The organism is Stenotrophomonas sp. C3(2023) (genome assembly GCF_032911385.1).
GTDB lineage: Bacteria > Pseudomonadota > Gammaproteobacteria > Xanthomonadales > Xanthomonadaceae > Stenotrophomonas.
Genome location: NZ_JAWJLO010000001.1, coordinates 655187 through 679729, shown reverse-complemented (window position 1 = coordinate 679729; position 24543 = coordinate 655187). Strand labels below are relative to the sequence as shown.

Sequence of the window (24543 nt, the reverse complement as noted above, 5' to 3'; positions counted from 1 at the left end):
CAGTGGCGCAGAGGCCTCAGCCAGCGCGACTCAGAAGTTGTAGCCATAGGCAATGTTGATCTGACGATTGTGCAGCCGGTTGCCACCGGCAGCCTGCGCTGCCTTGTTGCCGCTGCGGGTCTTCATGGTGGTCCATTCGGTACGCAGGAAACTGTTTTTGCTTACATGGAAGTTCGCGCCGACTCCGTAGACAGGTGCCAAAGCGGTGCTGCGCGTCCGACGCGCGTCACTGCCTGCGGCCGGGCTGTACTTGCCCTGCAGGTAGCCGAGACCGGCGCGCCCGTACAGTTCAACCGATTCACCCAGCGGCAGGATGCCCAACGCGGAGACCGACAGCGCGCGTCCGGTCATCATGTCCTTGGCTCGCCCTGCGTTCTTCTTCGAGGACTTTCGTCCGCCCAGTTGACTGCTGAAATCCGCCTCCAGTGCCAGGTTGTTGTTCAAGCGGTAACCGGCGCCCAGCGTGTAGGCGAAACGCCCATCCTTCAACTTCTGCTTGCGTGTCCCCTGGCCGTTCTTTGCGGGTGCAAAGATGTCGCTTTTGCCGATACCGACGACGCCGTAGACCCCCTCACGGTCCAGATCGGCGGCCGAGGCCAGCGGGGCAGCAGCAGCCAGAGTCAGAGCAGCGGTAAAGGTAATGAAGTACTTCATGAGGTGAAACTCCGTTTGGTTGGAGTCCCTAGTGTGCTTCGGTGCGCCGGCCCTCTCCTCAGTGCGCCTGCAGTGGATCTGTAACGCAACGCTGCCATCAGTAAGCGAATGTAACCGCAACGCTGGACGTCGTCGGCTCACCTCTGATCTGCTTCTTGCAGAAATCCCCATATCGTTCCGCAAGGCCGCCTCATAGCATTTTCCTCTTCGCTCACCCCTCGGTTGGTCAATGCCAAAACTCCTGCTTGTGGAAGATGATGTCCGGCTTGCACAGATGATCTCGCGGTACCTGCTCGCCCATCATTTCACCATTGTCTGCGCCTCTGACGGCGCGCAGGCACTGCAACGGCTGGCGGAAAGCACCCCTGATGTGGTTCTTCTCGACCTGCAGCTGCCGGACATGGACGGGATGGACCTGTGCCGCGAGATGCGCAGCCGCTACGAGGGCCTGCTGCTGATCTTCAGCGCTCGCGGTGACGACATCAGCCATGTGCTCGGGCTGGAGCTGGGGGCCGACGACTACATCCCCAAGCCCGTCGAGCCCCGGGTGCTGCTTGCGCGGCTGCGTGCACATCTGCGCCGCCGCCAGAGCCCGGCGACTGCTTCCACAACCATCGCCTTCGGCACACTGCGCATCAATCCTGAAGGACGGATGGTCGAGCTGGACGATCAGCCGGTACAGCTGACCACTGCCGAGTTCGATCTGCTGTTGATGCTGGCGCGCAATGCCGGGCAGGTCGTAAATCGTGAACAGCTTTTCAAAGCGCTGCGTGGTATCGACTTTGATGGTATGGATCGGTCCATCGATGCCCGTGTGTCGCGCCTGCGACGCAAGCTGGGCGACAACGAACAGGAACCTCTGCGCATCAGAACGGTGCGTGGCCGCGGCTATCTGTTCAGCCCCGGCACGTGGCAATGAGCAGGCGTTCCTGGCGAACAGGAACAGCCTTCGCTCTCTACCTGCGCTACTGCATTGTGCTGGCTGTCGGCCAGACACTGCTGCTGGTGGCCGGCATGTTCATCTGGGACCGGATCAGCGCAGCGCAGCAGCACCGGGCGATGATCCTGCAGAGCCGGGCAACCCACGCCCTGATCCAGCAGCAGCTGCTGGCCATCCCGCCCGCCTCGCGCCCAGCCGCCCTCAGCGCACTGCAGCTGCAGGTCCAGCGCTCCCTCGCCCTGTATTCCAGGCAGGCCATTGGGGGGATGCTCGACGCCGACCAGCAGCGGGCGCTTTCCAAGGGCCGCGTGGTGCTTACCGACGATGACAGAACCAGCTACGGGCAGCTGACAGGCACCGATATGGTTCTGCGCGTGGGCGAGACCGAGGCCGGCGCGGACCTCGAGGAGGATATCGATCTGTTCGATGCGGGCGATATCGTCGAACTGCTGCTCGTGCTGACAGGTGCCATTGCCGCCCCCATCTTTCTGCTCATCCGGTGGTTGGGCCATGATGTCGACCTGCTTGATGCAACGGTTCGCGGCATGCATGCCAACGAGTTCAATCAGGATGTGCCACGCATGCGCACGCGATTGATGCGCCCGCTCGGCCTGGCATTGCACGAACTCTCGGCGCAGATGCAGGCCCTGCTCGACGGACAGCGTTTGATGAGCCAGGCGGTTGCCCACGAGATGCGTACGCCGCTGGCACGGCTGCGCTTCACTACCGGCTATCTGGAAGAGCAGGACGACCTCGACCCTGCAACGCACGCGCTGGTCCAGGATCTGCGCGCCGATCTGGAGACGCTGGAGGCGCTGACCAATGCCGGCGTTGAATACATGCGTTTCGGCCGCATGCCCATCGTGGAGCGGGATCAGGTGGATGTTGAAAGCCTGATGCGTGCGGTGCTGCACGTCATCGAAGGCCGCGCCGATATTGCCTTCAGCCTGCACCACGCGCCATTGCCCCCCATCAATGCCAATGCCGCCGCATTGGAGCTGGCACTTCGCAACCTTGTCGGAAATGCCTGTACGCATGCCAGGAGCCGCATCGAGATCACCATCGATCGGGTCGACGAGGCGATACGCTTCCGGATCGACGACGATGGCGAAGGAATCGCGGTAGAGGATCGTCAGCGGGTGTTTGAACCGTATGTCCGGCTGGGCCGGAATGCGGGGGGCTTCGGCTTGGGCCTTGCCATGGCCAGAGCCATTGCTGAACGCCATGGTGGCAGCCTGGAAGCGCTGCAGTCGCCGCTTGGCGGGGCCCGCCTGGAACTGCTGATCCATCAGGCCGACCTGGCGACCTGAACGATACCGGACACGCAAACGCCCCGCGATGCGGGGCGTTCTTCAAGCTGCGTCCGCCGGAGCGATCAGCCCTGGTAGTCGCGCACGTCGTGACCGGTGTAGACCTGGCGCGGACGGCCGATCTTCATCTCCGGGTCGACCTGCTGTTCCAGCCAGTGCGCCACCCAGCCGGACGTGCGGCCCAGGGCGAACATCACCGTGAACATCTCGGTCGGGATCTGCAGCGCCTTGTAGATGATGCCGCTGTAGAAATCGACGTTCGGGTACAGCTTGCGGGCGACGAAGTAATCGTCCTGCAGCGCCGCCTGTTCCAGCTTCACCGCAACGTCCAGCAGCGGATCCTGTACGCCCAGCTGCTGCAGTACCTTGCTGGTCATCTCACCGATGACCTTGGCGCGCGGGTCGAAGTTCTTGTAGACGCGGTGGCCGAAGCCCATCAGGCGGAAGCCGGAGGTCTTGTCCTTGGCCTTGAGCACAGCCGACTCGACGTTGTCCGCGCTGCCGATCTCTTCAAGCATCTTCAACACGGCTTCGTTGGCACCGCCGTGGGCCGGACCCCACAGCGCGGTGACGCCAGCGGCCACCGACGCGTACGGATTGGCACCGGTCGAACCGACCAGGCGTACGGTCGAGGTCGAGGCGTTCTGCTCGTGATCGGCGTGCAGGATGAACAGCAGGTCCAGCGCCTTGACCACGTCCTGGTTCAGTTCGTACTGGCCATCGGCCGACTCGAAGGTCTGCTTCAGGAAGCGGCTGACGTAGTCCAGCGAGGTATCCGGCTTGTTGGCCGGCAGGCCCTTGCCGTGGCGGTAGATCAGCGCCGACAGGGTCGGAACCTTGGCGATCAGGCGCACGGCAGCCTGGCGACGCTGGTCGGCGTCGGAAAGGTCCAGCGAGGCGTGGTACTGAGCAGACAGCTGGGCGATGGAGGCCGCCAGGATCGCCATCGGGTGGGCATCCTTGGCGAAGCTGCCGATCAGGGTGTTGATCGACGCATCAACATCGGCCTCGGCGGCCAGTTCGGCATTGAAGGCCTCAAGCTGCTCGGCGCTCGGGCGTTCGCCATTGATCAGCAGGTAAGCCACTTCGACGTAGCTCGACTTTTCCGAGAGCTGCTCGATCGGGTAACCGCGGTACAGCAGCACGCCGTTGTCGCCGTCGATGTAGGTGATGGCGGACTTGCAGCTGGCGGTAGCGGTGAAGCCGGAATCGTAGGTGAAGTACCCCGTTTCCTTGGTCAGCTTCGAAATGTCGACGCAGTCGTTGCCGAGAGTGGGTTTGATGACCGGCAGAACAACCGACGTGTCGCCGGCGTTGAGCGTGACCTGAGCAAGATCGGACACTGTTTGCGCTCCTTCATGGGAAGGCGCCTGCCCAAGCGCATTGGTCAGGCACGTGAATGACGTCCTCGGCCTGTGCCGGGGATCGGAGCATTATCGCACAGCAGCATTTTGCAGGGGGTAGACGGAAGTCGTAGACGGCCTGCACCCGGGACGCGGCATGTGCTGCCGTTGCAGGCGTCCATACGCGGCACGAACGCAGCGTTCCAGCGCCGCATTGCCGCCCGCTCCCCAAAAGCAAACGGCCGCGCAATGCGCGGCCGCTGCTTCAAGCTCGGTCCGGCAGGTCTCAGCGAGCGTAACGCTTCTGGAACTTGTCGATACGGCCGGAGGTGTCGATCACCTTGTGCTTGCCCGTGTAGAACGGGTGCGAAGCGGAGGAGATTTCGACCTTCACGAGCGGGTACTCGTTGCCGTCTTCCCACTTGATGCTGTCCTTGGTGGACATGGTCGAGCGGGTCAGGAACTTGAAGTCGGAGGTGACGTCATGGAAGACGACGTCGCGGTAATCAGGATGGATATCGGCCTTCATGGGCGGCACACCTTGGTGGGCTAGTTAAGAGCGGCATTATAAGCGCGGCCATCGGCCCGGGGCAAGTCTGCCCCGTCCGGCCCCGAACCGCCGCGCTTCTGCGGCGCCGGGGCTGCACGGGTCAGGCGCCCAATGCCTGCCGGACCAGTGCCTCGAAGCGCTGCTGGTCGTACTCCATCAGCAACTCACAGTTGTCTGGCCGCCCGGTCTGGCGGTTCCAGTCCACTACGGTAGCACCGCGGCTGAACGTGCCGTTCAGTTCGATCGACAACGGCCGCGCCTCGACCCGCAGCGCGCCATCGGGGTTCAGCGCCCAGGCCATCGCCAACGCGTCGGCGGTGAACCAGCGGTCACCCCTGCTGTCCTCGGACAGCGCCCGGGTCTTGCGCGAAATGAGCTCATAGAACCGGGCACGCGCATCGTCGGCCTGCAGCCATTGTTCGGCCTGCGGCAGCGGCAGCCCGTGAGCTACGGTCGCTTCCCAGTCCGAGACCTTCAAATGCGGGAACGCGGTGAACACTACGTGGGCCGCTTCCGGATCGAAAGCGATATTGAACTCGGCTGCGGGGGTGATGTTGCCGTGGCAGGTCACCGCTCCGCCCATCACCACAATGCGCCCGATACGCTGCGGCAGGGTCGGATCGAGTTTCAGCGCCAGCGCCAGATTGGTCAGCGGGCCCAGCATCACCAGCATCAGCTCGCCGTTGTACTGGTGGGACAGCCGCAGGATCGCCAGTGCCGCGTGCTCGGCCTCGGCCTGACGCCTGGGCAGCGGCAGATCCACGTCACCGTACCCATCGCGGCCATGCACATGCGCGGCATCGACCGACGGATGCAACAGCGGATCGGGGCTGCCGGCGAACACCGGCACGTCGTCGCGGCCGGCGACTTCGCACAGCTTCAGGCCATTGCGTACGGTGTACTCCAGGCCGACATTGCCGGCCGCGATGGTCAGCGCGACCACCTCGTGGCGTTGATCGGCGAAGGCCATCAACAGGGCCAAGGCATCGTCCACACCGGGGTCGGTGTCGATCAACAGCGGAATCTTCTGGGTCATGGTTGCCGTCTACGGAGCGGCAACGAAGTGTGGACCGGGACGCGCAGCGTTGCAAGACCGGCCACCGACGCCGTATCGCCGGCTCTGACTCGTAGCGCCGGGCTCTGCCCGGCGAGCGCGAAGCGAGGCTTGATCGCGACCCGACCGGCATAGCACCGGGCGAGCGCGAGGCGCGGCAAGACCGCCGCGATCTGTTCGAAGAGCCGCCGGGCAGAGCCCGGCGCTACGCCGAGGCGTACCGCACGGCGGTGCCGATCCAGCGTTCGACCAGCCGGTCAGCCAGCGCCGGCTGCTGCTCAAGCAAGCGGTCGGCCAGCGCGTGTACGCCCGGCAGCAGGCCCGCGTCGCGGGCCAGATCGGCAATGCGGAAACCGGCCAGACCGGTCTGGCGCGTCCCGAGCAACTCGCCGGGGCCACGCAGTTCCAGGTCCTTCTCGGCAATGAGAAAGCCGTCGTTGGTTTCGCGCATGGTCTGCAGGCGCTGCCGCGCCATGGCAGAGAGCGGGCCCTGGTACAGCAGCACGCAGCGCGAAACCGCCGAGCCACGCCCCACCCGTCCCCGCAGCTGGTGCAGCTGCGCCAGTCCCAGCCGCTCGGCATTCTCGATCACCATCAGCGAAGCATTGGGTACGTCCACGCCCACTTCGATCACCGTGGTCGCCACCAGAAGATCGATGTCGCCGGCCTTGAACGCCACCATCGTGGCCTGCTTCTCGGCCGCTTTCATCCGGCCATGCACCAGACCGACCCGTACACCCGGCAGCAGCGCCTGCAGCGACTCATAGGTGGCCTGCGCGGGCGTGGCGTCGAGCTCCTCGCTTTCCTCGATCAACGTGCACACCCAGTACACCTGCCGCCCCTCCGCGCAGGCCAGCGCGATGCGCTCGATCAGCTCGGGACGCCGGTCAGCGTTGAGTGCCACGGTCTGCACTGGCGTGCGCCCGGGAGGCAGTTCGTCGATGGCGGACACATCCAGGTCAGCGTACTCGGACATCGCCAGCGTGCGCGGAATCGGTGTGGCAGTCATCACCAGCTGGTGCGGCACGCTGTGCGCGCCCGCGCCCTTGTCGCGCAGCGCCAGGCGCTGATGCACACCGAAGCGGTGCTGCTCGTCGACGATGGCCAGGGCAAGATCATGAAAGACCACCGCTTCCTGCATGAGCGCGTGGGTGCCGACCACTACCTGCGCCTGTCCGTTGGCCACCGCCTCGAGCACGCTCGCACGCGCCTTGCCGGTGACCTTGCCAGCCAGCCATGCCACCTCCACGCCCAGCGGCTGCAGCCAGTTGCGCAGGTTCAACAGATGCTGTTCGGCGAGCAGCTCGGTTGGCGCCGCCAGCGCCACCTGCTTGCCCTGCTCCACCGCCAGCATCGCCGCCAGCGCGGCCACCACGGTCTTGCCCGAACCCACATCGCCCTGCACCAGCCGCAGCATCGGGCTGGGCCGGGCCAGGTCCTGGCGGATCTGTGCGAACACGCGCTGCTGCGCGCCGGTGAGCGCGAACGGCAGCTGCTTGAGCAGGGCCTTGGCCAGCCGGCCCGCACCGGCCAGTGGCGGTGCGTGGTGCGCCTGCAGCGCGATGCGCTGGCGGCGCAGACTGAGGTGATGGGCCAGCAGCTCTTCCAGCGCAAGTCGGCGCTGCGCGGTGTGGGTGCCAGCCGCCAGCGCCGCCAGGTCGGCATCCACCGGCGGGCGATGCACGGTAAGCAGTGCACTGCGCAGCGAAGGCAGCGACAACCCGTCGAGCCAGCCCGGCGGGAGCAGTTCCAGCGAGGCCTCGTCCGGCAGCCGGTCAAGCGCCTGCCCGATCAGCTTGCGCATCGTCGCCGGGCCGACACCTTCCACGGCCGGATATACCGGGTCGAGACTGTCCCCCAGCGGCGGATCGTCATGCCGGCCCAGCACGTGGTAACTGGGGTGGACGATTTCCAGCCCCACCTGCCCCGGCTTGGGCGTGCCGAAACACCGCAGCCGGTTGCCCACCGCGAACTGTCCCAGCTGCTGCTGGCGGAACTGGAAAAAGCGCAGCACCAGCGTGCCGCGCCCTTCATCCTCGATGGCGACCTTCAGCATCGGGCGCCTGCGCATGGCGCGCTCGACCGCTACCACACGTCCTTCCACCTGCGCGGGCACGCCCGTGCGCAGGTCTTCAATCAGGCAGACACGGGTGCGGTCTTCATACCGCAGCGGCAGGTGCAGCCACAGGTCCTGCAGAGTGGCCAGACCACGCGCCTGCAGTTTGCCGGCCACGGCCGGACCGACGCCGGCGAGCATCGCCAGCGTGGCCTCGCCGGCCGGTGCCAGCGCAGGGGTTGCAAGCGCCTTGCGCGCCATCAGCCGATCAGCCGATCAGCCGATGACCATCACCGCGTCGACTTCGAAGTTGGCGCCCTTGGGCAGGCCGGACACTTCGATGGTGGAGCGCGCCGGGAACGGTGCCTGGAAATAGTCCTGCATGACCGCGTTGACCTTGGCGAACTCGCCCAGGTCGGTCAGGTACAGGCCCAGGCGCACGATCTGGTCGAGCGAGCCGCCGGCTTCTTCGGCCACCGCCTTGAGGTTGTCGAAGGCGCGACGGGCCTGGGCTTCCACGTCACCGGCACCGACGATCTCGCCGGTGGCCGGGTCCAGCGGAATCTGGCCGGAGAAGTAGACGGTGTTGCCGGCCTGCACGGCCTGCGAGTACGGGCCGATGGCGGCCGGGGCCTTGGCGGTGTTGATGATCTTGCGGGACATGCGGCACTCCGGTGAGTCGAAAAAACAGAGCGCTGATTGTACCGGACCGCGTAGAGCGGGGCTCTGCCCCGCTGCCGGGGAAAGCGTGACGACCAACGGTCGTCACCTACCGGAGCAGGCTGTGACGACCAACGGTCGTCACCTACCGGGCGCCGCGTCGCCTACTGCCGGCGTACCGACTGCACCACCGACAGGCGGCGCAGACGACGCATGACTTCGGCCAGATGATTGCGGTCGCGCACCTGTACATTGAACGCCAGCACCGCGGCATTGAAATCGCGGTCCAGATAATCCACCCGTTCAATGTTGGACTGGCTCTGCGCGATGGCGGCGGCCAGCTGCGCCAGCACCCCGGTGCCGTTTTCCACCTCGACGATCAGCGAGGTGTCGTAGTCACCGGACACCGTGGTATCCCAGCCGATCAGCACCCAGCGCTCGGGCGACTTGCGCAGCTCGGCCAGGTTCGGACAGTCCATGCGATGCACCACGATGCCCTTGCCGGCGGTGTGGTAGCCCATGATGTCATCGCCCGGAATCGGCTGGCAGCAGTTGGCGAAGGTGACCACGCCGCGCTCGCTGCCGTTGATCAGGATCTTCTCCTGCGAATGCCGTCCGCCGGCGCCGCCACGCAGTTCGGCGTAGGCCATCAGCGCCTGCGCGGCCTGGGTCGGCATCCAGTTGCCCAGCGCCACTTCGGCCAGCAGGGCCTCGAGGCGCGGGAAGCGGTGTTCGGCCAGGAAGGCGTCGAGGCGGCCCTTGGGCAGCCGCTCCAGCGACGAATCCATGGCCTCCAGCGCGCGGTCCAGCATGCGATGACCCAGCTGCACCGCGTCCTCGTGCTCAAGCTGCTTGAGCTGGTGACGGATGGCGGTACGCGCCTTGCTGGTGACCACGAATTCCAGCCACTGCGGCTTGGGCGTGGCCGAGCGCGCGGTGATGATCTCCACCGACTGGCCGGACACCAGCTTGGTCCGCAAGGGCACCAGCTTCTTGTCCACGCGCGATGCCACGGCGGTGTTGCCGACATCGGTGTGCACCGCGTAGGCGAAGTCCAAGGCGGTGGCATTGCGCGGCAACGCCAGGATCTTGCCCTTGGGCGTGAACAGGTAGACCTCGTCGGGGAACAGGTCGACCTTGACGTTGTCCAGGAACTCCAGCGACGAGCCGGCGGCGCGCTGCGAGTCGATCAGCTCGACGATCCAGGCGTGAGCGCGGCTCTGCGCGCTGTTGGGCGAGTCACCACCGAACTTGTAGGTCCAGTGCGCGGCCACGCCGCGCTCGGCAATCAGGTCCATTTCCTCGGTGCGGATCTGCACCTCGATCGGCGAGCCGTACGGACCGAACAGCACGGTGTGCAGTGACTGGTAGCCGTTGGCCTTGGGAATGGCGATGAAATCGCGGAAGCGGCCATCCAGCGGTTTGAACGTGGCGTGCACCGAGCCCAGCGCGTGGTAGCTGTTGGGCACGCTGCGCACCACCAGCCGGAAGCCGAACACGTCCATGACCTGGTCGAAGCTTTTGTTCTCCTCGCGCATCTTGTTGTAGATGCTCCAAGGGGTCTTGATCCGGCTCACCAGCCGGTGCTCCAGCCCTTCCTTGGCCAGGCGCTGGCTCAGCTGCACCTCCACCTGCGCCATCGCCTCGCGGCGCACCACCGGCTGGCTGCGGATGTGCTTTTCAATGATCGCGTGGCGCCACGGGTACAGCGCCTTGAAGCCCAGGTTCTGCAGCTCGCTCTTGACCAGGCTCATGCCCAGGCGCTGGGCGATGGGCGCATAGATCTCCAGCGTTTCGCGGGCGATGCGGCCGCGCGCCTCGCGGCTCTGCGCGCCGAGGGTGCGCATGTTGTGCAGGCGGTCGGCCAGCTTGATCATGATCACGCGCAGGTCGCGCGACATCGCCAGCAGCATCTTGCGGAAGCTCTCGGCCGCCGCTTCCTGGCGGTCGCGGAACTTCAGCTTGTCCAGCTTGGTCACGCCATCGACCAGCTCGGCAACCGCTTCGCCGAACTCGGCCGCCAGGGCTTCGCGGGTCAGCGGGGTGTCTTCAATGGTGTCGTGCAGGATCGCGGCGATCAGCGCCTCGACATCCAGGCCGAGCTCGGCCAGCACCTGCGCCACGGCCACCGGGTGGGTGATGTACGGTTCGCCGGACTTGCGTGTCTGCCCGGCGTGCGCCGAGGCACCCACCTCCCATGCGCGCCGCAGCAGCGGCACCTGGTCGGGCGGCAGATAGCTTGCCGCGCGTTCAAGTTGCAGGACGTAATCGGGTACAACCGCGGCGGGCGGCGCGGCGACCTTGGCAGTGGGGCCTGGGTTCATGGCCGCAGACTATTCCAGCAGGCGAATAACAGCAAACCCTGAATGCGAAAGAGCCCGCGCAAGGCGGGCTCTTTCAGGCATGTACTAGACGATTGACTGAGTCAATCAGTCGTCGTTCTTCGACATGTCTTCATCGGCCACCACTTCCGCGGCGGCCCACTCCAGCGCTTCGCGCTCGGCACGCTCACGCTCGGCCTTCTCGACTTCGTCGATCAGCGCGTTGTCGATCTTGCGGGCGGCGATCTCGCGCAGCGCCAGCACGGTCGGCTTGTCTTCGGTTTCGCTGTTGTCCAGCGTGGCCTGCACGCCGTTGGCAAGCTGACGGGCGCGCTTGGACGCCATCATGACCAGCTCGAAACGGTTGTTAACGACTTCCAGGCAATCTTCTACGGTGATGCGGGCCATACGGGCTCCCGGCGACCGGTCGGCCGCTCAGTCGAATGAGGGAAAGGGGATGGAGTGTAGCGGCAGGGGCTGGACAAAATCAAGCCAGCCCTGCCCCCAGCCTTTATGAATCAACCAGTTGCAGACCCGGACCCGTCCGGTCAGTCGCTCTCCCCGGGTTCGGGGCTGAGCAGCGCCTGGATCAGGCCGGCATGGCGGACCTTCTGCGCCTCGCGGCGCAGGCGGCTGGCGGTGAAGATGGCGCACAGCTCATCGACGGCGGTGTCGAACACTTCATTGACGATGACGTAGTCGAAATCGTTGAAGTGCAGCATCTCCTCACGCGCCGCGCCCAGCCGCTGGGCGATCACCGCCTCGCTGTCCTGGCCACGCTTGCGCATGCGGTCCTGCAGCGCCTGCCGCGAGGGCGGCAGGATGAACACCGTCACCGTGCCCGGCACCAGTTGGCGTACCTGCTGGGCGCCCTGCCAGTCGATCTCCAGCAGCACGTCCTGGCCGGCGGCCAGCTGCGGTTCCACCGACTGACGGGCGGTGCCTTTCCAGTCGCCGTGCACCCAGGCGTGCTCGAAGAAGTCGCCCGCGGCGATCATCCGCTCGAACTCGCCGGCACTGACGAAGTGATAGTGCTGACCGTTGACCTCGCCCGGACGCATCGCCCGCGAGGTGAAGGAAATGGACAGCGCGATCTGCGGATCGCGCGCCAGCGTGGCATTGACGATGCTGCTCTTGCCGGCGCCCGAGGGGGCGGCAACGATGTACAGCGTACCGCGCGCGGGCTTGCCGTTCGGCGTGGGCTGGATGCTCATTCGATGTTCTGTACCTGTTCGCGGATCTGGTCGATCAGTACCTTCAGCTCGACGGCGGCATTGGAGGTGCGGCTGTCCACCGATTTGGAGCCCAGGGTGTTGGCTTCGCGGTTGAACTCCTGCAGCAGGAAGTCGAGGCGGCGCCCGACCGGCTCGCGCTGGGTGAGCACCCGGCGGATCTCCACGATGTGGCTGCCCAGCCGGTCCAGTTCCTCATCCACGTCCAGCTTCTGCAGCCACATCACCAGCTCCTGCTCGGCGCGGCCGGGATCGACCGGGTGCGGCAGGTCGGCCAGGCGCGCGGCCAGCTTGACCCGCTGGCCCTCGCGAATGGCCGGGATCAGGGTGCGGACCTCACCGGCAATGCGTGCGATGGACTCCACACGTTCACTGATGGCGGTGGCCAGCTTGTCGCCCTCACGTTCACGCGCGGCGATGAACCCGTCCAGCACCTGCTCCAACAGCGCCAGCGCTTCGGCCTGCAGGGCGGCAGCATCGGCGGCCTCACCCTGGGTCACACCAGGCAGCTGCAGCAACTCGGTGAAGCTCACCTGCAGGTTGGGAAAGTCGGAAGTGAGCCGGTGCGCCAGCTGGCCCAGCTGACCCAGCAGCGCTTCGTTAACCTGCAGGCTGGCGGCCGACTCCGGCGCGCGCAGGCGCATCACCAGGTCCAGCTTGCCGCGGCTCAGCCGGGCAGCGATGCGCTCGCGCAGCTGCGGCTCCAGCGCGCGCAGCTCTTCCGGCAGGCGCGTGCCCACCTCCAGGAAGCGGTGATTCACCGAGCGCAGCTCGCAGCCCAGCGTGCCCCACGGGGTGGCGCGCTCGCCGCCGGCATAGGCGGTCATGCTTCGAATCATGAGGGTTTCCGATGCTCGCAAAGCGGGAATGTTACCCTAGCCGCCCTATTCCAGCCTCCCTGCCCGCCCCCGCCATGGGTGCGGGCATGGCGGCGTTCCCCCCTGTCTTCACGGAACCCCCAGCATGTCCGATTCCCGTCCCAGCGGCCGCCAGCCTGACCAGTTGCGTCCGGTCGTCATCCAACGCGGCTTCACCCGCCATGCCGAGGGCTCGGTGCTGGTGTGCTTTGGCGAGACCCGCGTGCTGTGCACCGCCAGCGTTGAAAACCGCGTGCCGGGCTTCCTGCGCGGCAAGGGCGAAGGCTGGGTGACCGCCGAGTACGGCATGCTGCCGCGCGCCACCCACACCCGCAGCGACCGCGAAGCGGCGCGCGGCAAGCAGGGCGGCCGCACGCTGGAGATCCAGCGCCTGATCGGTCGCAGCCTGCGTGCCTGCGTGGACCGCAACGCGTTGGGCGAGCGCACCATCACGCTGGACTGCGATGTGCTGCAGGCCGACGGCGGCACCCGCACGGCGGCCATCACCGGTGCCTACGTCGCCCTGGTGGACGCGGTGAACGTGCTGATGAAGCGTGGCGACATCAAGCGCAACCCGGTGCTCGGCGCCGTGGCGGCGGTGTCGGTGGGTGTCTACCGCGGCACGCCAGTGCTGGATCTGGATTACGCCGAGGACAGCGACTGCGACACCGACATGAATGTGGTGATGAACGACGGTGGCGGCTTCATTGAGCTGCAGGGCACGGCCGAAGGCCATGCGTTCCGCCGTGACGAGCTCGATGCCCTGCTCGGCCTGGCTGAGAAGGGTGTGAGCGAACTGCTGGCTGCCCAGCAGGCGGCGCTGTCGGCATGAGCCGCCGCATTGCCCTGACCACCCTGCTGGTGGCCGAGTACGACGAGGCCATCGCCTGGTACACCGGCAAGCTTGGCTTCGCCCTGCTCGAGGACATCGACCAGGGCAACAGGCGCTGGGTGGTGGTCGGGCCGACCGACGGCAGCGCGGCCGCACTGCTGCTGGCCCGTGCCAGCAACGAGGACCAGCGCAGCCGCATCGGCAACCAGACCGGTGGCCGGGTCGGCTTCTTCCTCCACACCGACGATTTCCGGCGCGACCATGCGGCGATGCTGGCAGCAGGCGTGGAGTTCCTGGAAGCACCGCGCCACGAATCCTACGCCACGGTCGCGGTGTTCCGCGATTTGTACGGCAACACCTGGGACCTGCTGGAGCCACGCTGATGACTACCCTCGTACTGGCCAGCCACAATGCGGGCAAGCTCAAGGAGATGCAGGCCATGCTGGCCGACCTGCCGCTGCAGATCCGCTCGGCGGCCGAGCTGGGCCTGGGTGATGTGGACGAGACCGGCCTGACCTTCGTCGAGAACGCGCTGCTCAAGGCACGCGCCGCCTGCCGGGCGACCGGTCTGCCCGCACTGGCTGACGACTCGGGTCTGATCGTTGACGCACTGGACGGCGCGCCGGGTCTGTACAGCGCCCGCTACGCGGGCAGCCCGACCGACGATGCAGCCAACAATGCCAAGCTGCTGCAGGCCTTGGCCGAGGTACCCGACGACCAGCGCAGCGCACGCTTCCATGCGGTGATCGTCCTGCTGCGTCACGCCCACGACCCGCAGCCGCTGATCTGCGAGGGTTCCTGGGAAGGGGTGATTCTGCGCGAGGCGCGCGGCAGCAATGGCTTCGGATACAACCCGGTGTTCCTGGACCCACAGCACAACCTGACCGCTGCCGAGATGGACGCTGCGCAGAAGAACCGCATCAGCCACCGCGCACGGGCGCTGCAGCAGCTCAAGCAGCAGCTGGGCGCGCGCCTGCTCTCCGCCTGAGCCCCACTGCACGACCGACCTGCTGCCGGCACCCGCGATGAAACCCATGTCGTCCTCCCACACGCACTGCACCCACCCACCCGGCGAAGCCTGCACCGGCGACCACGCACACGACCCGGCCCCGGTGCTGGTGCCGCCGCCGTTGTCGCTGTACGTGCACCTGCCGTGGTGCGTACGCAAGTGCCCGTACTGCGATTTCAATTCGCACCAGGCCAAGGGCGCGCTGCCGTTCGAGGCCTACATCGACGCGCTGGTGGCCGACCTCGACCAGGACCTGCCACTGGTCTGGGGCCGTGTGGTGCACAGCGTGTTTTTCGGTGGCGGCACGCCCAGCCTGTTTCCGCCCGAAGCGATCGACCGCTTTCTGCAGCAGGCCTCGGCGCGCCTGCGCTTTGCGCCGAATGCCGAGATCACACTGGAGACCAACCCCGGTACGGCCGAACACGGTCGCTTCGATCTGTACCGTCGGGCCGGCGTGAACCGGCTGAGCTTCGGCATCCAGAGCTTCGACGATGAAGCGCTCAAGCGCCTTGGCCGCATCCACGACAGCGGCCAGGCCGAGCGTGCGGTGAAGATGGCCCAGGACGCAGGCTATGACAACTTCAACATCGACCTGATGTACGCGCTGCCCGAGCAGACGCTGGCCAGCGCCGAGCATGACCTGGAACGTGCGTTCGCCTTGCAGCCGGCACACCTCTCGCATTATCAGCTGACGCTGGAGCCCAACACGGTCTTTCACGCCCGGCCGCCGCAGGGCATCCCGGACGAAGACCATGCCTGGGACATGCAGGAGCGCTGCCAGGCGCTGCTGGCCGAGCACGGTTACGCGCAGTACGAAGTCAGCGCGTATGCACGGCCGGGCCGGCAGAGCGCGCACAATCTCAACTACTGGCGCTTTGGCGACTACCTCGGCATCGGCGCGGGAGCGCACGGCAAGATTTCCTCGGGTGCCGGCCAGCAGGTGCTGCGGCGCTGGAAGCACAAGCACCCGCAGACGTTCATGGACACGGCCGGCACTGCGGCGTCGATCGGCGGTGATGAGGTAATCAGCGCCGAGCGGCTGCCGTTTGAATACATGCTCAATCTGCTGCGGTTGCACGAAGGCTTCAGCCTGCGCGATTTCAGTTCGCGCACCGGGCTGGCGGCTGAAGCGATTGCCGCGCCGTTGGCAACGGCGCAGCAGCGCGGCTGGCTGGCCCGCGAGGGTGAGCTGTGGGTGCCGACCGAACTGGGACGGCGGTTCACCAATGACGTGGTAGAGCTGTTCCTGTAGGGGGGATTGTTGCGGGGGTGCGGCGGGTGACCTTGGCCTTCCCCTTCGGTAGGTGACGACCGTTGGTCGTCACGCTCCAGCGGCGCAGCCGTGCCGTTCGGACGTACCGCGGGGGTGCGGGCAACGGCGTGACGACCAACGGTCGTCCCCTACCGGGGGCCCGCGCAACGGACACGCGGCGGCGTGGCCGTGCCGTTCGGGCGTACCGCGGGGGTGCGGGCAACGGCGTGACGACCAACGGTCGTCACCTACCGGGGGCCTGCGCAACGGACACGCGGCGGGCCGCTCCGCTGTTGGTAGGTGACGACCGTTGGTCGTCACGCTGTTGATCTGGCGGTTGCCATGGGAGCGGGGCAGAGCCCCGCGCTACGTGCCTCGGACTTCGAGCGGCTCAGGCGTTCGCCGCCGCTGCCGCAAACACCGGGCGGGTCAGGTTGTCCGCTTCGCCATCGGTGCACAGCACCTCGTCTTCGATGCGGATGCCGCCGTAAGGCCGGAAGAAGTCCACCCGGTCCCAGGCAATCGCATCGCCATGGCCCGCCTTCTTCACTTCGTCCAGCAGCATGTCGATGAAGTACACGCCCGGCTCGATGGTCACCACCATGTCGCGCTCCAGCGGCCGGGTCAGGCGCAGATAGGGATGACCGGCCGGGCGCTCGATGCGGCCGCCGGCATCGCTGGCCGCGAAGCCGGCCACATCGTGCACCTGCAGGCCGATCGAGTGACCGATGCCGTGCGGGAAGAACGCCGCGCTCACGCCGGTCTCCAGTGCCGTCTGTGGCGACACCTTGATGACACCGAAGTCCTTCAATACGCCCATCAACGACAGATGCGCATCGATGTGCAGCTGCCTGTAATCGAAGCCGGCGCGTACCGCCGCGCACATCTTCTGCTGCGCCTGGTCCACGGCTTCGATCATCGCCGCGAACTCGTCGTGGCCGGCGGCAGCGTAGGTACGGGTGATGTCGCTGGCATAGCCGTGCGCGCTGGCGCCGGCATCGATCAGGAAGCTGCGCAGCGGCTGCGGCGCGCGACGGCCCAGTTCGGTGTAATGCAGCACCGCGGCATGTTCGTTGAGCGCCACGATGTTGCCGTAGGGCAGCTCGGTGGCGTCCTGTCCCACCGCCTGGCAGTACGCCATGTGGATGGTGAACTCGTCCGCACCATTGCGGAACGCGGCCTCGGCCGCGCGGTGGCCGCGCACGCCCAGTACCTGCGCCTGACGCATCAAGGCGATCTCATACGGCGTCTTGAACGCGCGGTGGTAGTCCAGATAGTCCAGCACCGGCGCCGGGTTGTTCGGCACCCAGTCGCCGAGCGTGCTCTGCGGTTCGCCAAGCACTGCACAGCGGGCACGGTTACCGGGCAGCAGCGCCAGCGCCTCCTGCGGCGTGCGGATGATGTGGATGTCGAAATGCTCTACCCACCACCCGCTGGGCGCATCCGGCACCACGTGCCAGTAATCGAACGGCTGATGGAAGATCACCTGCGGCCGCTTGCCGGGGGTGAACACCAGCCAGCTGTCGGGCACGCGGGTCAGTGGCAGCCACGCCTTGAACTGCGGGTTCACCGCGTACGGGTAATCACGATCGTCGAAGACCTGGTAATGCAGACGGCCGCTGGGCACCACCAGGTGGTCGAAACCACCGCGGGCCAACGCCTGCTCGGCACGCTGGCTCAGCGTGGCCAGGTGGGCGGCATACAGGGTGGCAGGGTCGTGCTGGGTCATCAGGCAGGCTCGCAGGAAAACAGCTGTTGATTGTGCCGCAAGCGGCGCCGCCCTGCTGTGCTGGAACCGGCGCTCACTCTGCCGAAGTATCCTGCTCGATCCATGCGCGCAGCGCGTGGCGGTGTGCGCGGCTGACGGTGAGAAAGCGCAACCCGCTCCACGCCTGCCCTGGCACATGTGCGGGCTCACTCCACAGCAGATGGGCGCCGATGTCGATGACCTGCTGCACGCCGCCCGCCATCGGCAGCGGAAACTGCAGCTGGTACAGCGCGTCCTCGCGCAGCGGCATGGACGCCAGCAGCAGCATGCCGGTTTCGGAGATGTTGCCGAGACGACCAACCACCTGCCCGCTCATCAGGTCAGTGACCGGCACCAGCTCGGCAACGCTGCGGCGGGGTGCGCGACGCGTGTCGGCCGGGCTCTGGTCGCTGCTGGTCATGCGCGTTCTCCCGCGTCATCGCCGGCCAGTGTGCGCAAGGTGCGCAGGGTCGCCTGCCAGGCGCGGTCGATCAGCCGCCCCTTGTCCTCGGTGACCACTCGTGACTGCCCTTGCGCCATCAAGCGGGCCAGCGTGTCCAATGTGTACTCGGCCACCTTCTGCCCGCGCGCATTGACGAACAGGGCGTGATCGGTGACTTGGCTGTACCAGGAAAGGCGTTGTCGGTGCTGGTCGCCCTGCTGGTTGGTGGTGAACTCGAACCAGCTGCCGAACGGCAGGCTGCGCAGCTGCCGGTAGCAGTCCTCCTCGACAGCGCTGCGCGCCAGCGGAGCCGGCTGACGCGGGCCCGGCGCCTCGGTCTGTTCGCCCAGGCGGGCGCGTGCCTTCAGCCGCGCCGTCAACTCCGTGCGCGAGCTGCCGTCGTCCTCGCCGCCCGGTGTCGAGAGCCGTCGCGAAATCGCCTGCGCCTCATCAGCGTGATAGCCGATCTGCAGCAGGGCAGCGTTGATCTGCCCGGCAAGCGCGGCGTCTGCCGCATGGCCCTGCCCCGTCGGCATCGCGGTGACCTCGGCGATACGGCAGGTTTCTGCCAGCCGCTGCTCCCACTCCGGCGCGTCATTGCCGTGGCGCAGCTGGGTCAGGGTGAGGACGTCGGCCCATGCCTGGCGCAGCAGCGTCTGCACGAAGCGCGGCGGCGGCGTCCGCGCGCAGCACCGGGCGATCTGATCGCTGGCCAGCTGCCGCGCCACCTCCAACCGCTCGCGGCCGCGCGCCGCTTCCACATGGCGGCGCTCGGCCAGCTCGGCCTTGTGCGCCGCGGCGCGGAAATGCTGCTGTACCTCCTCGTGGGCGCTGGCAAAGACCTGCGGATCATCGCTGAAGTTGGCCACCACCGTATCGACGGTGCGGCCGAGTTTCTGCATCAGCTGCGGATCAAGGTCGTCGGCCTCAAGCCAGGCCGCTCCAGCTTCGGCGACAGCGTTGAGCAGCTCGCGCGCCGGATGCTGGTCGCGCACGAAGAAGCCCGGATCGGCCAGCGCAGCACGCGCCAGTGGTACCTGCAGCCGCCCGACCAGATCCTGCTCGGGCGCGTGCGTGCGCATCTGCTGCTGGATCTGCTCGAACAGCAGGCTGAGCAGGTCCAGTGTGTCGTTGTCCTTGACCGTCAGCGCAGCCTGCGCGCCCTGCTCGGCACGCAGCTGGGCCAGCACGGCGTCCTGCACGTCGCTGATGCTGCGCGGCACGGCACCGTGGGCGACACGGGCCTGCAGCTGCGCCAGGATCGCATCCACGCGCGCACTGGCCACCGCCTGCGCGGCAGGCGGCGCGGCGGCCTGCACCACGTTCGGGGTGGGGAAACCCGCGCCCGGCGCCGCGGCGCCCGCCCGCGCGGACAGGGTCGCGGTCTGCCCTGCCCCTGCCGGTACGCGCGCCTGCGCAAGCAGCTGGTGCAGCGCCGTCATCGCCGGCGCGGTCAGATCCGGCGACGGCAGGGGCGGCGGCAACGACGCAGACAACGTTGCCGGGCCTTCCACCACCGCCTGGGCTGGCGGGGCCAGCGCTTCATGCATCAGCGCGGCCCAGGAGGCGGGCGCGCCACCATTCCATTGCATCACCGGCGCCGCCACCGCACGGCGCGCTGCAGGTGCGCGCCCCGGCTGGGTGACGATCCGCCGCGTCGTGGCCTCGCGGGCCAGGTAGGGCGTGTACACCAGCCCTGGCAGTACACCCTCGTGGTCGAGCAGCACGTTGGCCCGCTCGATCAGCTCGCCGAGGCGCTCCAGCACCTGGCGCTGGAAGCTGGCGAACAACGCCAGCTGCGCGGCCAGCTCCAGCCCGGCCTGTTCGCCGATGCGGCGCACGATGGCGCACAGCTGCACCGGGCCGAAAGGATTCTCCTCCAGCTCCAGGGCCGGCCGGGCGCCCAGCACGGCCAGCCGTTGGCCAAGCAGCTGCAGGCTGTTACTGGAGCGCAGCGACTCGCGGCGGATGATCTCGGCCAGCACGATGTCACGGTCGATATCGGTGTCAGCCACCAGGGTCAGCGTGGGCGGTGGCGGTCGCGGCGCTGCCACCTCGGCGGCAGGGACAGACAGCGGCGGGTCCACCACGTGGCCCAGCGCGTCGGCATGCAGGTCAAGAAAACGCGCACCAAAGCTGTCAGCGAATGGATGCAGCTGCCGTGCCTGGGCCAGCAGATCGGCCTGCACCTGGCTGTTGCGCGCCGTCTCGGCCTGCCGCAGCAGCTCGCGCTCCAGCTCGACCACGGTCAGCGTCAGCGGACCTGCCAGCGACTGCTGCACCAGACCGTGGAGGCGGGTGAGCAGCTGGCGGACACGCGGTGGCGCCGGCACGCTGGCAAAGCGGGCGCTGTCGCCGGGCAGCGGTGGGGCCAAGGCAGGCATGTGGGTGGACGTCCAGTTCCCCTGTATGGCGGCGAATCTAGCCTGTTGACGCCATCAGCGCCAGCTGCGCCGCATCAGCGGCGTTCTGACCTGGCGCTGCGATGAGGGCCGGAGCCCAGGCGACACTTCTATTCTGGTTCTTTAGAGACGTCGCCTCATCCTTGAGGCCGACCTGATTGATTCTTCCTTTGCGGTGCGACATCTGCAGGATTCCCCATACACAGGCACCTCCATGCTGCATAGCGTGCGCGGCACCCGCCATCAAGGCATATCGAGATAGTCCACCCCATGTCGAATCGAACCGCGCGCCGCTGCCGGTGCCGTCGCCTGCTACCCGCCTTGCTCCTGGTTTGCCTGGCCTGCATGGCTCCGGCCATGGCCGGATCATCCCGGTCGTCATCCACCGCGACAGCCCCCGTGATCAGCGCAACACCCACCACCGATGCAGGCTGGGCCATGCTGGAGGAAATACTCAGCAATGAAGCGCAGCGGATCGTGGAGACGATGCCTCTGATCGATGGCCAGAAGATGCATGGGCCGATCAAGGTCAAGATTGATCCGATCGAAAAGAAAATGACCCTGCTGCTGTCCAAGGACTATCTTGCCGACGGGACGGGAGCAGCGTTCGAGGACATCGTGTCCTATGTCGGCAGCGCCATCGTCTCGACCGCCGCACCGGCAATCGAACTCAATGGCTGGGACACTCTGGTGGAAGGCCGCCCCTTGAGCTACTACTTTCCTGAGGACTACGCCAGGGCAAGCCTCCGCTCATCCTCGTCAGCGAACTCAAGTGTCGCAGTGTTTGGCGGACATGGATGGTACTACCATTACAACTTCAAGGACTGGCGTGCACAGCGCGATCCGAGCAACGGAATTCTTGAAGATGAGATAACCACTGAATACTCGCGCAGGCTGGAAAAGATGCTTCGCGATTCTTACCGCGCACAGGTCTTCGAACCTCGAGGCCACAGCACAGACATCCACACGCCCAGTGGCCAGCCATGGTGGCGACTGGCAACACGCTATTGGCTGAAAAGAGCGCTCCCTAACAGACCTGACATATGGCATTCGCTTCCTGGATCAGCAAGCCCCCTCAGGGAGCGCAATGAAGACATCCGCAGCAGGCCTCTATATGCCAATGAAGTCAAAGCCGATACGACGATTCACCTGCACACCAACGCGCACATCGACACGCGCACCAGAGGAACAGGGGTTTTGTATCACGCTGGCAGGAGCAGAGATGAAAACCTTGCCCGCAACATCCTGTGCTACATGGACGAATACATCCATATCAGAAGTGCTTACAAGGATTGGATAGTTCCCGCAAATCCAACACCAAGAATGGACCTCGGCGAGAACAAGCTCGCAGACATGCCCTCGGTCATCGTCGAACTTGGTTTCCACACCAACCCTGACGACGCCCGCGCGCTGCAGGATGCCGTGTTCCAGGAAGGGGCGACTGCAGGCATCGCCAAGGGCTGGTACCTGTATACGCAGGGCATGGGCTGCAAAAAGATGAAGATCCTGCATATTCCTGACGTCGAAGCACTCTACGGCGAACACCAGCAGATCAAGGTCGAGTATGAAGGTATTCCCTTGTCGATGATCCAGGTGATTTCCTCGATCAAGAACTGCCCTGCCAACGCGCCTTGCCGCGGCTTCAATGGCGGTGGTCCCAAGGACGGGCCAGTCACGCTGGATATCTCCTGTCCGATCCCGGACCTCAAGGAACCGCTGGTGCTCGACGTGGAAACAAAACTGATGGACTTCTCGGGAGGGTCGGCGCCGTTGTATCACCACAAAGTGAAGTGCATGCCTGGCGGCGCCGAAGGTCCCGGCCCGTGGCGGGGCCTTGCCCGCAGACGCTGAAAAGCAGCAGAGCCGGTGCCCGGTCGGCGCCGGCCTCTGCGTCAGCCTGCCATTTCCGCTTCGATCTCCTCAGCGCTGCGCGCCAGGCCCGCGGTCAGCACGCGATGGCCGTCGCCGGTGATCAGCACGTCGTCCTCGGTACGGATGCCGATGCCGCGCCAGCGCGCGTCCACCGTCGTGTCGTCGGCATTGATGTACAGACCCGGTTCGATGGTGAACACCATGCCCGGCTCCAGCAGCCGTGACTCGCCGGCGACGCGGTAATCACCGACGTCGTGCACATCCAGTCCCAGCCAATGCCCGGTCTTGTGCCGGTAGAACCGCTGGTAGTGCCGCTCGGCGATGTTCTGCTCCACGCTGCCCTTGAGCAGGCCAAGCTGCAGCAGGCCCTCGGTCAGCGTCTGCACCGCAGCCAGATGCCCGGCCTCGTAAGGCACACCCGGGCGCGCCTGTGCCAACGCGGCAGCCTGCGCGGCGCCGACCAGATCGTGCAGGGCACGCTGGGCAGCGCTGAAGCGGCCGCCGACCGGGAACGTGCGGGTGATGTCGCTGGCGTAGCCGCGGTACTCGGCACCGGCATCGATGAGTACCAGTTCACCGTCGTGCGAGCGGGCGTTGTTGTCACGGTAATGCAGGATGCAACCGTTTCGACCGGCACCGACGATGCTGGCGTACGCAGCGCACCCATCGTTGGCGCGGAACACACGCTCCAGCTCGGCCTGCAGCTCGTACTCATGCAGGCCCGGCTTTGCAGCACGCATCGCCGCGCGATGCGCCTGCATGCTGATGCGCGCTGCGGTCTCCATCAGTGCGATTTCCGCCGGCGATTTGAACAGGCGCTGCTCGTGCAACAGATGGCCCAGCTCGAGGAACTCGTGCGGCGGCTGTGCGCCATGGCGCACCTGCGCGCGCACACGGTTGACCCAGCCGATCAGCTTCAGATCGAACTCGGCGTCGCGCCCAAAGTGGTAATAGACCCGCGAGCGTCCTTCCAGCAGGCCGGGCAGAATATCGTCCAGATCAGTGATCGGGTAAGCGTCGTCCATGCCGTGGTCGCGCACGGCGCCCTCCTGGCCGGCACGCGCCCCGTCCCAGGCCTCCCGGTCGGGGTCACGCTCACGGCAGAACAGAATCGCCTCGCCATGGCGCCGGCCGGGAATCAGCACCAGCACGGCTTCAGGCTCGGCAAAACCGGTCAGATACCAGAAATCCGAGTCCTGCCGGTACGGATAATGGGTATCCAGGCTGCGCACCTTCTCCGAGGCCGCCGGCAGCACCAGGATCGCGTCATCACCGGCAGCCTCCATCAACTGGCGTCGCCGGTCCGCATATTCGCCGGCCGTAATGCCGGTGCGCTGCTGGATGTCCATCAGTTCAGGCGCTGGCGGTGGCGTGCAGCCATCACGCAGTCGCCGTGCAGCAGCAGCACGGCCACGCGGATGAACTCTTCGATCTCGGCCAGCGCTTCTTCATCGTCCTCACCGTCACTGTCGAAGTCTTCGCTGGAGGCACTGGCCAGGCTGGCCATGTCCTTCAGCGCCTCTTCGCCCTCTTCGGTCAGGGTCGGCCGGCGCCCACCGGCGCCCAGACCGAAGCCGCCCAGGAACGAGCGCGCCCAGCTGAACAGCGCATCGGCCTGAGCCTGGACGTCGGCGCCATCGGTCAGCAGCAGTTCGAAACCAAAATCACGGTCTTCCAGCTGCTTGACCGTGACCTCCAGCAGCTCGGCCAGCACGTTGTCATCGGCCAGCGGCGGCAGCGCATCGTCGGCCAGCACGCGCGCGGGCCAGTCCTTGCCCGGCGCGCCACCGGCAGCCAGCCAGCCGCACAGACCACCATGCAGTTCGGCGGCGGTGGCACCCAGGCCCAGGGCCTGGCTGGCGCGGGAAACGTCGTCAACAGAGGGGAGTTCGGTCATCGTGGTGCTCGTTGTAAGTGGATGCGACGCCGGGCATGCGCCCCGCGTCGCCAGTGCCCTAGTCTAGAGCGTGCGACCGCGTCCGGCAGCTACCCGCACCGGTGCTTGACCGC

22 protein-coding genes are annotated in these 24543 nt (G+C 66.5%); 7 read left to right on the top strand and 15 right to left on the bottom strand.

Features of this window, described 5'->3' with window-relative positions:
- Window positions 1-30: 30 nt before the first annotated feature.
- The gene (locus tag RZA67_RS02820; protein ID WP_317211066.1) at window positions 31-654 is read right to left on the bottom strand and encodes a porin family protein; all 624 of its coding nucleotides are present in this window, start codon (window positions 652-654) and stop codon (window positions 31-33) included.
- Window positions 655-883: 229 nt separating this feature from the next.
- Between RZA67_RS02820 and RZA67_RS02815 the strand changes: the two genes are divergently transcribed.
- Together RZA67_RS02815 and RZA67_RS02810 are read left to right on the top strand one after the other, a co-directional pair.
- Window positions 884-1573, top strand: coding sequence for a winged helix-turn-helix domain-containing protein (locus tag RZA67_RS02815; RefSeq protein ID WP_317211065.1), 690 nt, complete (start codon window positions 884-886; stop codon window positions 1571-1573).
- Window positions 1574-1713: 140 nt separating this feature from the next.
- Window positions 1714-2904: an ATP-binding protein gene (locus RZA67_RS02810; RefSeq protein WP_317211064.1), complete on the top strand. Its 1191-nt coding sequence runs from the start codon at window positions 1714-1716 to the stop codon at window positions 2902-2904.
- 65 nt (window positions 2905-2969) lie between these two features.
- Here RZA67_RS02810 and RZA67_RS02805 read toward each other — a convergent pair whose 3' ends face one another.
- The 9 genes from RZA67_RS02805 to RZA67_RS02765 form a co-directional block, all read right to left on the bottom strand.
- Window positions 2970-4247, bottom strand: a complete 1278-nt coding sequence (locus RZA67_RS02805; RefSeq protein WP_317211063.1) for a citrate synthase — start codon at window positions 4245-4247, stop codon at window positions 2970-2972.
- Window positions 4248-4533: 286 nt separating this feature from the next.
- On the bottom strand, window positions 4534-4776 hold the full coding sequence (locus tag RZA67_RS02800) for a type B 50S ribosomal protein L31 (protein ID WP_317211062.1): 243 nt from the start codon (window positions 4774-4776) through the stop codon (window positions 4534-4536).
- 121 nt (window positions 4777-4897) lie between these two features.
- The gene (locus tag RZA67_RS02795) at window positions 4898-5833 is read right to left on the bottom strand and encodes a nucleoside hydrolase (RefSeq protein WP_317211060.1); all 936 of its coding nucleotides are present in this window, start codon (window positions 5831-5833) and stop codon (window positions 4898-4900) included.
- A gap of 223 nt (window positions 5834-6056) precedes the next feature.
- Window positions 6057-8168, bottom strand: coding sequence for an ATP-dependent DNA helicase RecG (recG, locus tag RZA67_RS02790; protein WP_317211059.1), 2112 nt, complete (start codon window positions 8166-8168; stop codon window positions 6057-6059).
- Window positions 8169-8183: 15 nt separating this feature from the next.
- Window positions 8184-8570, bottom strand: coding sequence for a RidA family protein (locus RZA67_RS02785; protein ID WP_317211058.1), 387 nt, complete (start codon window positions 8568-8570; stop codon window positions 8184-8186).
- 161 nt (window positions 8571-8731) lie between these two features.
- Window positions 8732-10891 carry a bifunctional (p)ppGpp synthetase/guanosine-3',5'-bis(diphosphate) 3'-pyrophosphohydrolase gene (locus tag RZA67_RS02780; protein ID WP_317211057.1) on the bottom strand — a complete coding sequence of 720 codons (2160 nt, stop codon included), beginning with the start codon at window positions 10889-10891 and terminating at the stop codon, window positions 8732-8734.
- 105 nt (window positions 10892-10996) lie between these two features.
- Window positions 10997-11296, bottom strand: coding sequence for a DNA-directed RNA polymerase subunit omega (gene rpoZ / locus RZA67_RS02775; protein WP_005410877.1), 300 nt, complete (start codon window positions 11294-11296; stop codon window positions 10997-10999).
- A gap of 140 nt (window positions 11297-11436) precedes the next feature.
- Window positions 11437-12102 (bottom strand): guanylate kinase, encoded by a 666-nt coding sequence (gmk, locus tag RZA67_RS02770; RefSeq protein WP_317211004.1) that lies wholly within the window; start codon window positions 12100-12102, stop codon window positions 11437-11439.
- Complete coding sequence (locus RZA67_RS02765) at window positions 12099-12959, bottom strand: YicC/YloC family endoribonuclease (RefSeq protein WP_317211003.1); 861 nt, start codon at window positions 12957-12959, stop codon at window positions 12099-12101. Before RZA67_RS02765 ends, gmk begins: the two co-directional genes overlap by 4 nt.
- A gap of 124 nt (window positions 12960-13083) precedes the next feature.
- Between RZA67_RS02765 and rph the strand changes: the two genes are divergently transcribed.
- The 4 genes from rph to hemW are packed head-to-tail and all read left to right on the top strand — an operon-like array spanning window position 13084 to window position 16070.
- A complete protein-coding gene (gene rph, locus RZA67_RS02760) occupies window positions 13084-13809 on the top strand; it encodes a ribonuclease PH (protein ID WP_317211002.1) in 726 nt (241 codons plus the stop codon).
- Complete coding sequence (locus RZA67_RS02755; RefSeq protein WP_317211001.1) at window positions 13806-14192, top strand: VOC family protein; 387 nt, start codon at window positions 13806-13808, stop codon at window positions 14190-14192. Before rph ends, RZA67_RS02755 begins: the two co-directional genes overlap by 4 nt.
- Complete coding sequence (locus tag RZA67_RS02750) at window positions 14192-14797, top strand: XTP/dITP diphosphatase (RefSeq protein WP_317211000.1); 606 nt, start codon at window positions 14192-14194, stop codon at window positions 14795-14797. Before RZA67_RS02755 ends, RZA67_RS02750 begins: the two co-directional genes overlap by 1 nt.
- Window positions 14798-14843: 46 nt before the next feature.
- On the top strand, window positions 14844-16070 hold the full coding sequence (gene hemW, locus RZA67_RS02745; RefSeq protein WP_317210999.1) for a radical SAM family heme chaperone HemW: 1227 nt from the start codon (window positions 14844-14846) through the stop codon (window positions 16068-16070).
- Window positions 16071-16461: 391 nt separating this feature from the next.
- Here the strand turns inward: hemW and pepQ are convergent, their stop codons facing one another.
- The 3 genes from pepQ to RZA67_RS02730 form a co-directional block, all read right to left on the bottom strand.
- On the bottom strand, window positions 16462-17799 hold the full coding sequence (pepQ, locus tag RZA67_RS02740; RefSeq protein ID WP_317210997.1) for a Xaa-Pro dipeptidase: 1338 nt from the start codon (window positions 17797-17799) through the stop codon (window positions 16462-16464).
- 73 nt (window positions 17800-17872) lie between these two features.
- Window positions 17873-18238, bottom strand: a complete 366-nt coding sequence (locus RZA67_RS02735; protein ID WP_317210996.1) for a PilZ domain-containing protein — start codon at window positions 18236-18238, stop codon at window positions 17873-17875.
- Window positions 18235-20643: a DUF1631 domain-containing protein gene (locus tag RZA67_RS02730; RefSeq protein ID WP_317210995.1), complete on the bottom strand. Its 2409-nt coding sequence runs from the start codon at window positions 20641-20643 to the stop codon at window positions 18235-18237. The genes RZA67_RS02735 and RZA67_RS02730 overlap by 4 nt, the downstream gene beginning before the upstream one ends.
- A 288-nt stretch (window positions 20644-20931) precedes the next feature.
- Between RZA67_RS02730 and RZA67_RS02725 the strand changes: the two genes are divergently transcribed.
- Window positions 20932-22512: an N-acetylmuramoyl-L-alanine amidase gene (locus tag RZA67_RS02725; protein WP_317210994.1), complete on the top strand. Its 1581-nt coding sequence runs from the start codon at window positions 20932-20934 to the stop codon at window positions 22510-22512.
- A 41-nt stretch (window positions 22513-22553) separates the two neighbouring features.
- Here RZA67_RS02725 and RZA67_RS02720 read toward each other — a convergent pair whose 3' ends face one another.
- On the bottom strand, window positions 22554-23876 hold the full coding sequence (locus RZA67_RS02720) for an aminopeptidase P N-terminal domain-containing protein (protein WP_317213787.1): 1323 nt from the start codon (window positions 23874-23876) through the stop codon (window positions 22554-22556).
- A 5-nt stretch (window positions 23877-23881) separates the two neighbouring features.
- The gene (locus RZA67_RS02715) at window positions 23882-24430 is read right to left on the bottom strand and encodes a UPF0149 family protein (protein ID WP_317210993.1); all 549 of its coding nucleotides are present in this window, start codon (window positions 24428-24430) and stop codon (window positions 23882-23884) included.
- Between the last annotated feature and the right edge of the window lie 113 nt (window positions 24431-24543).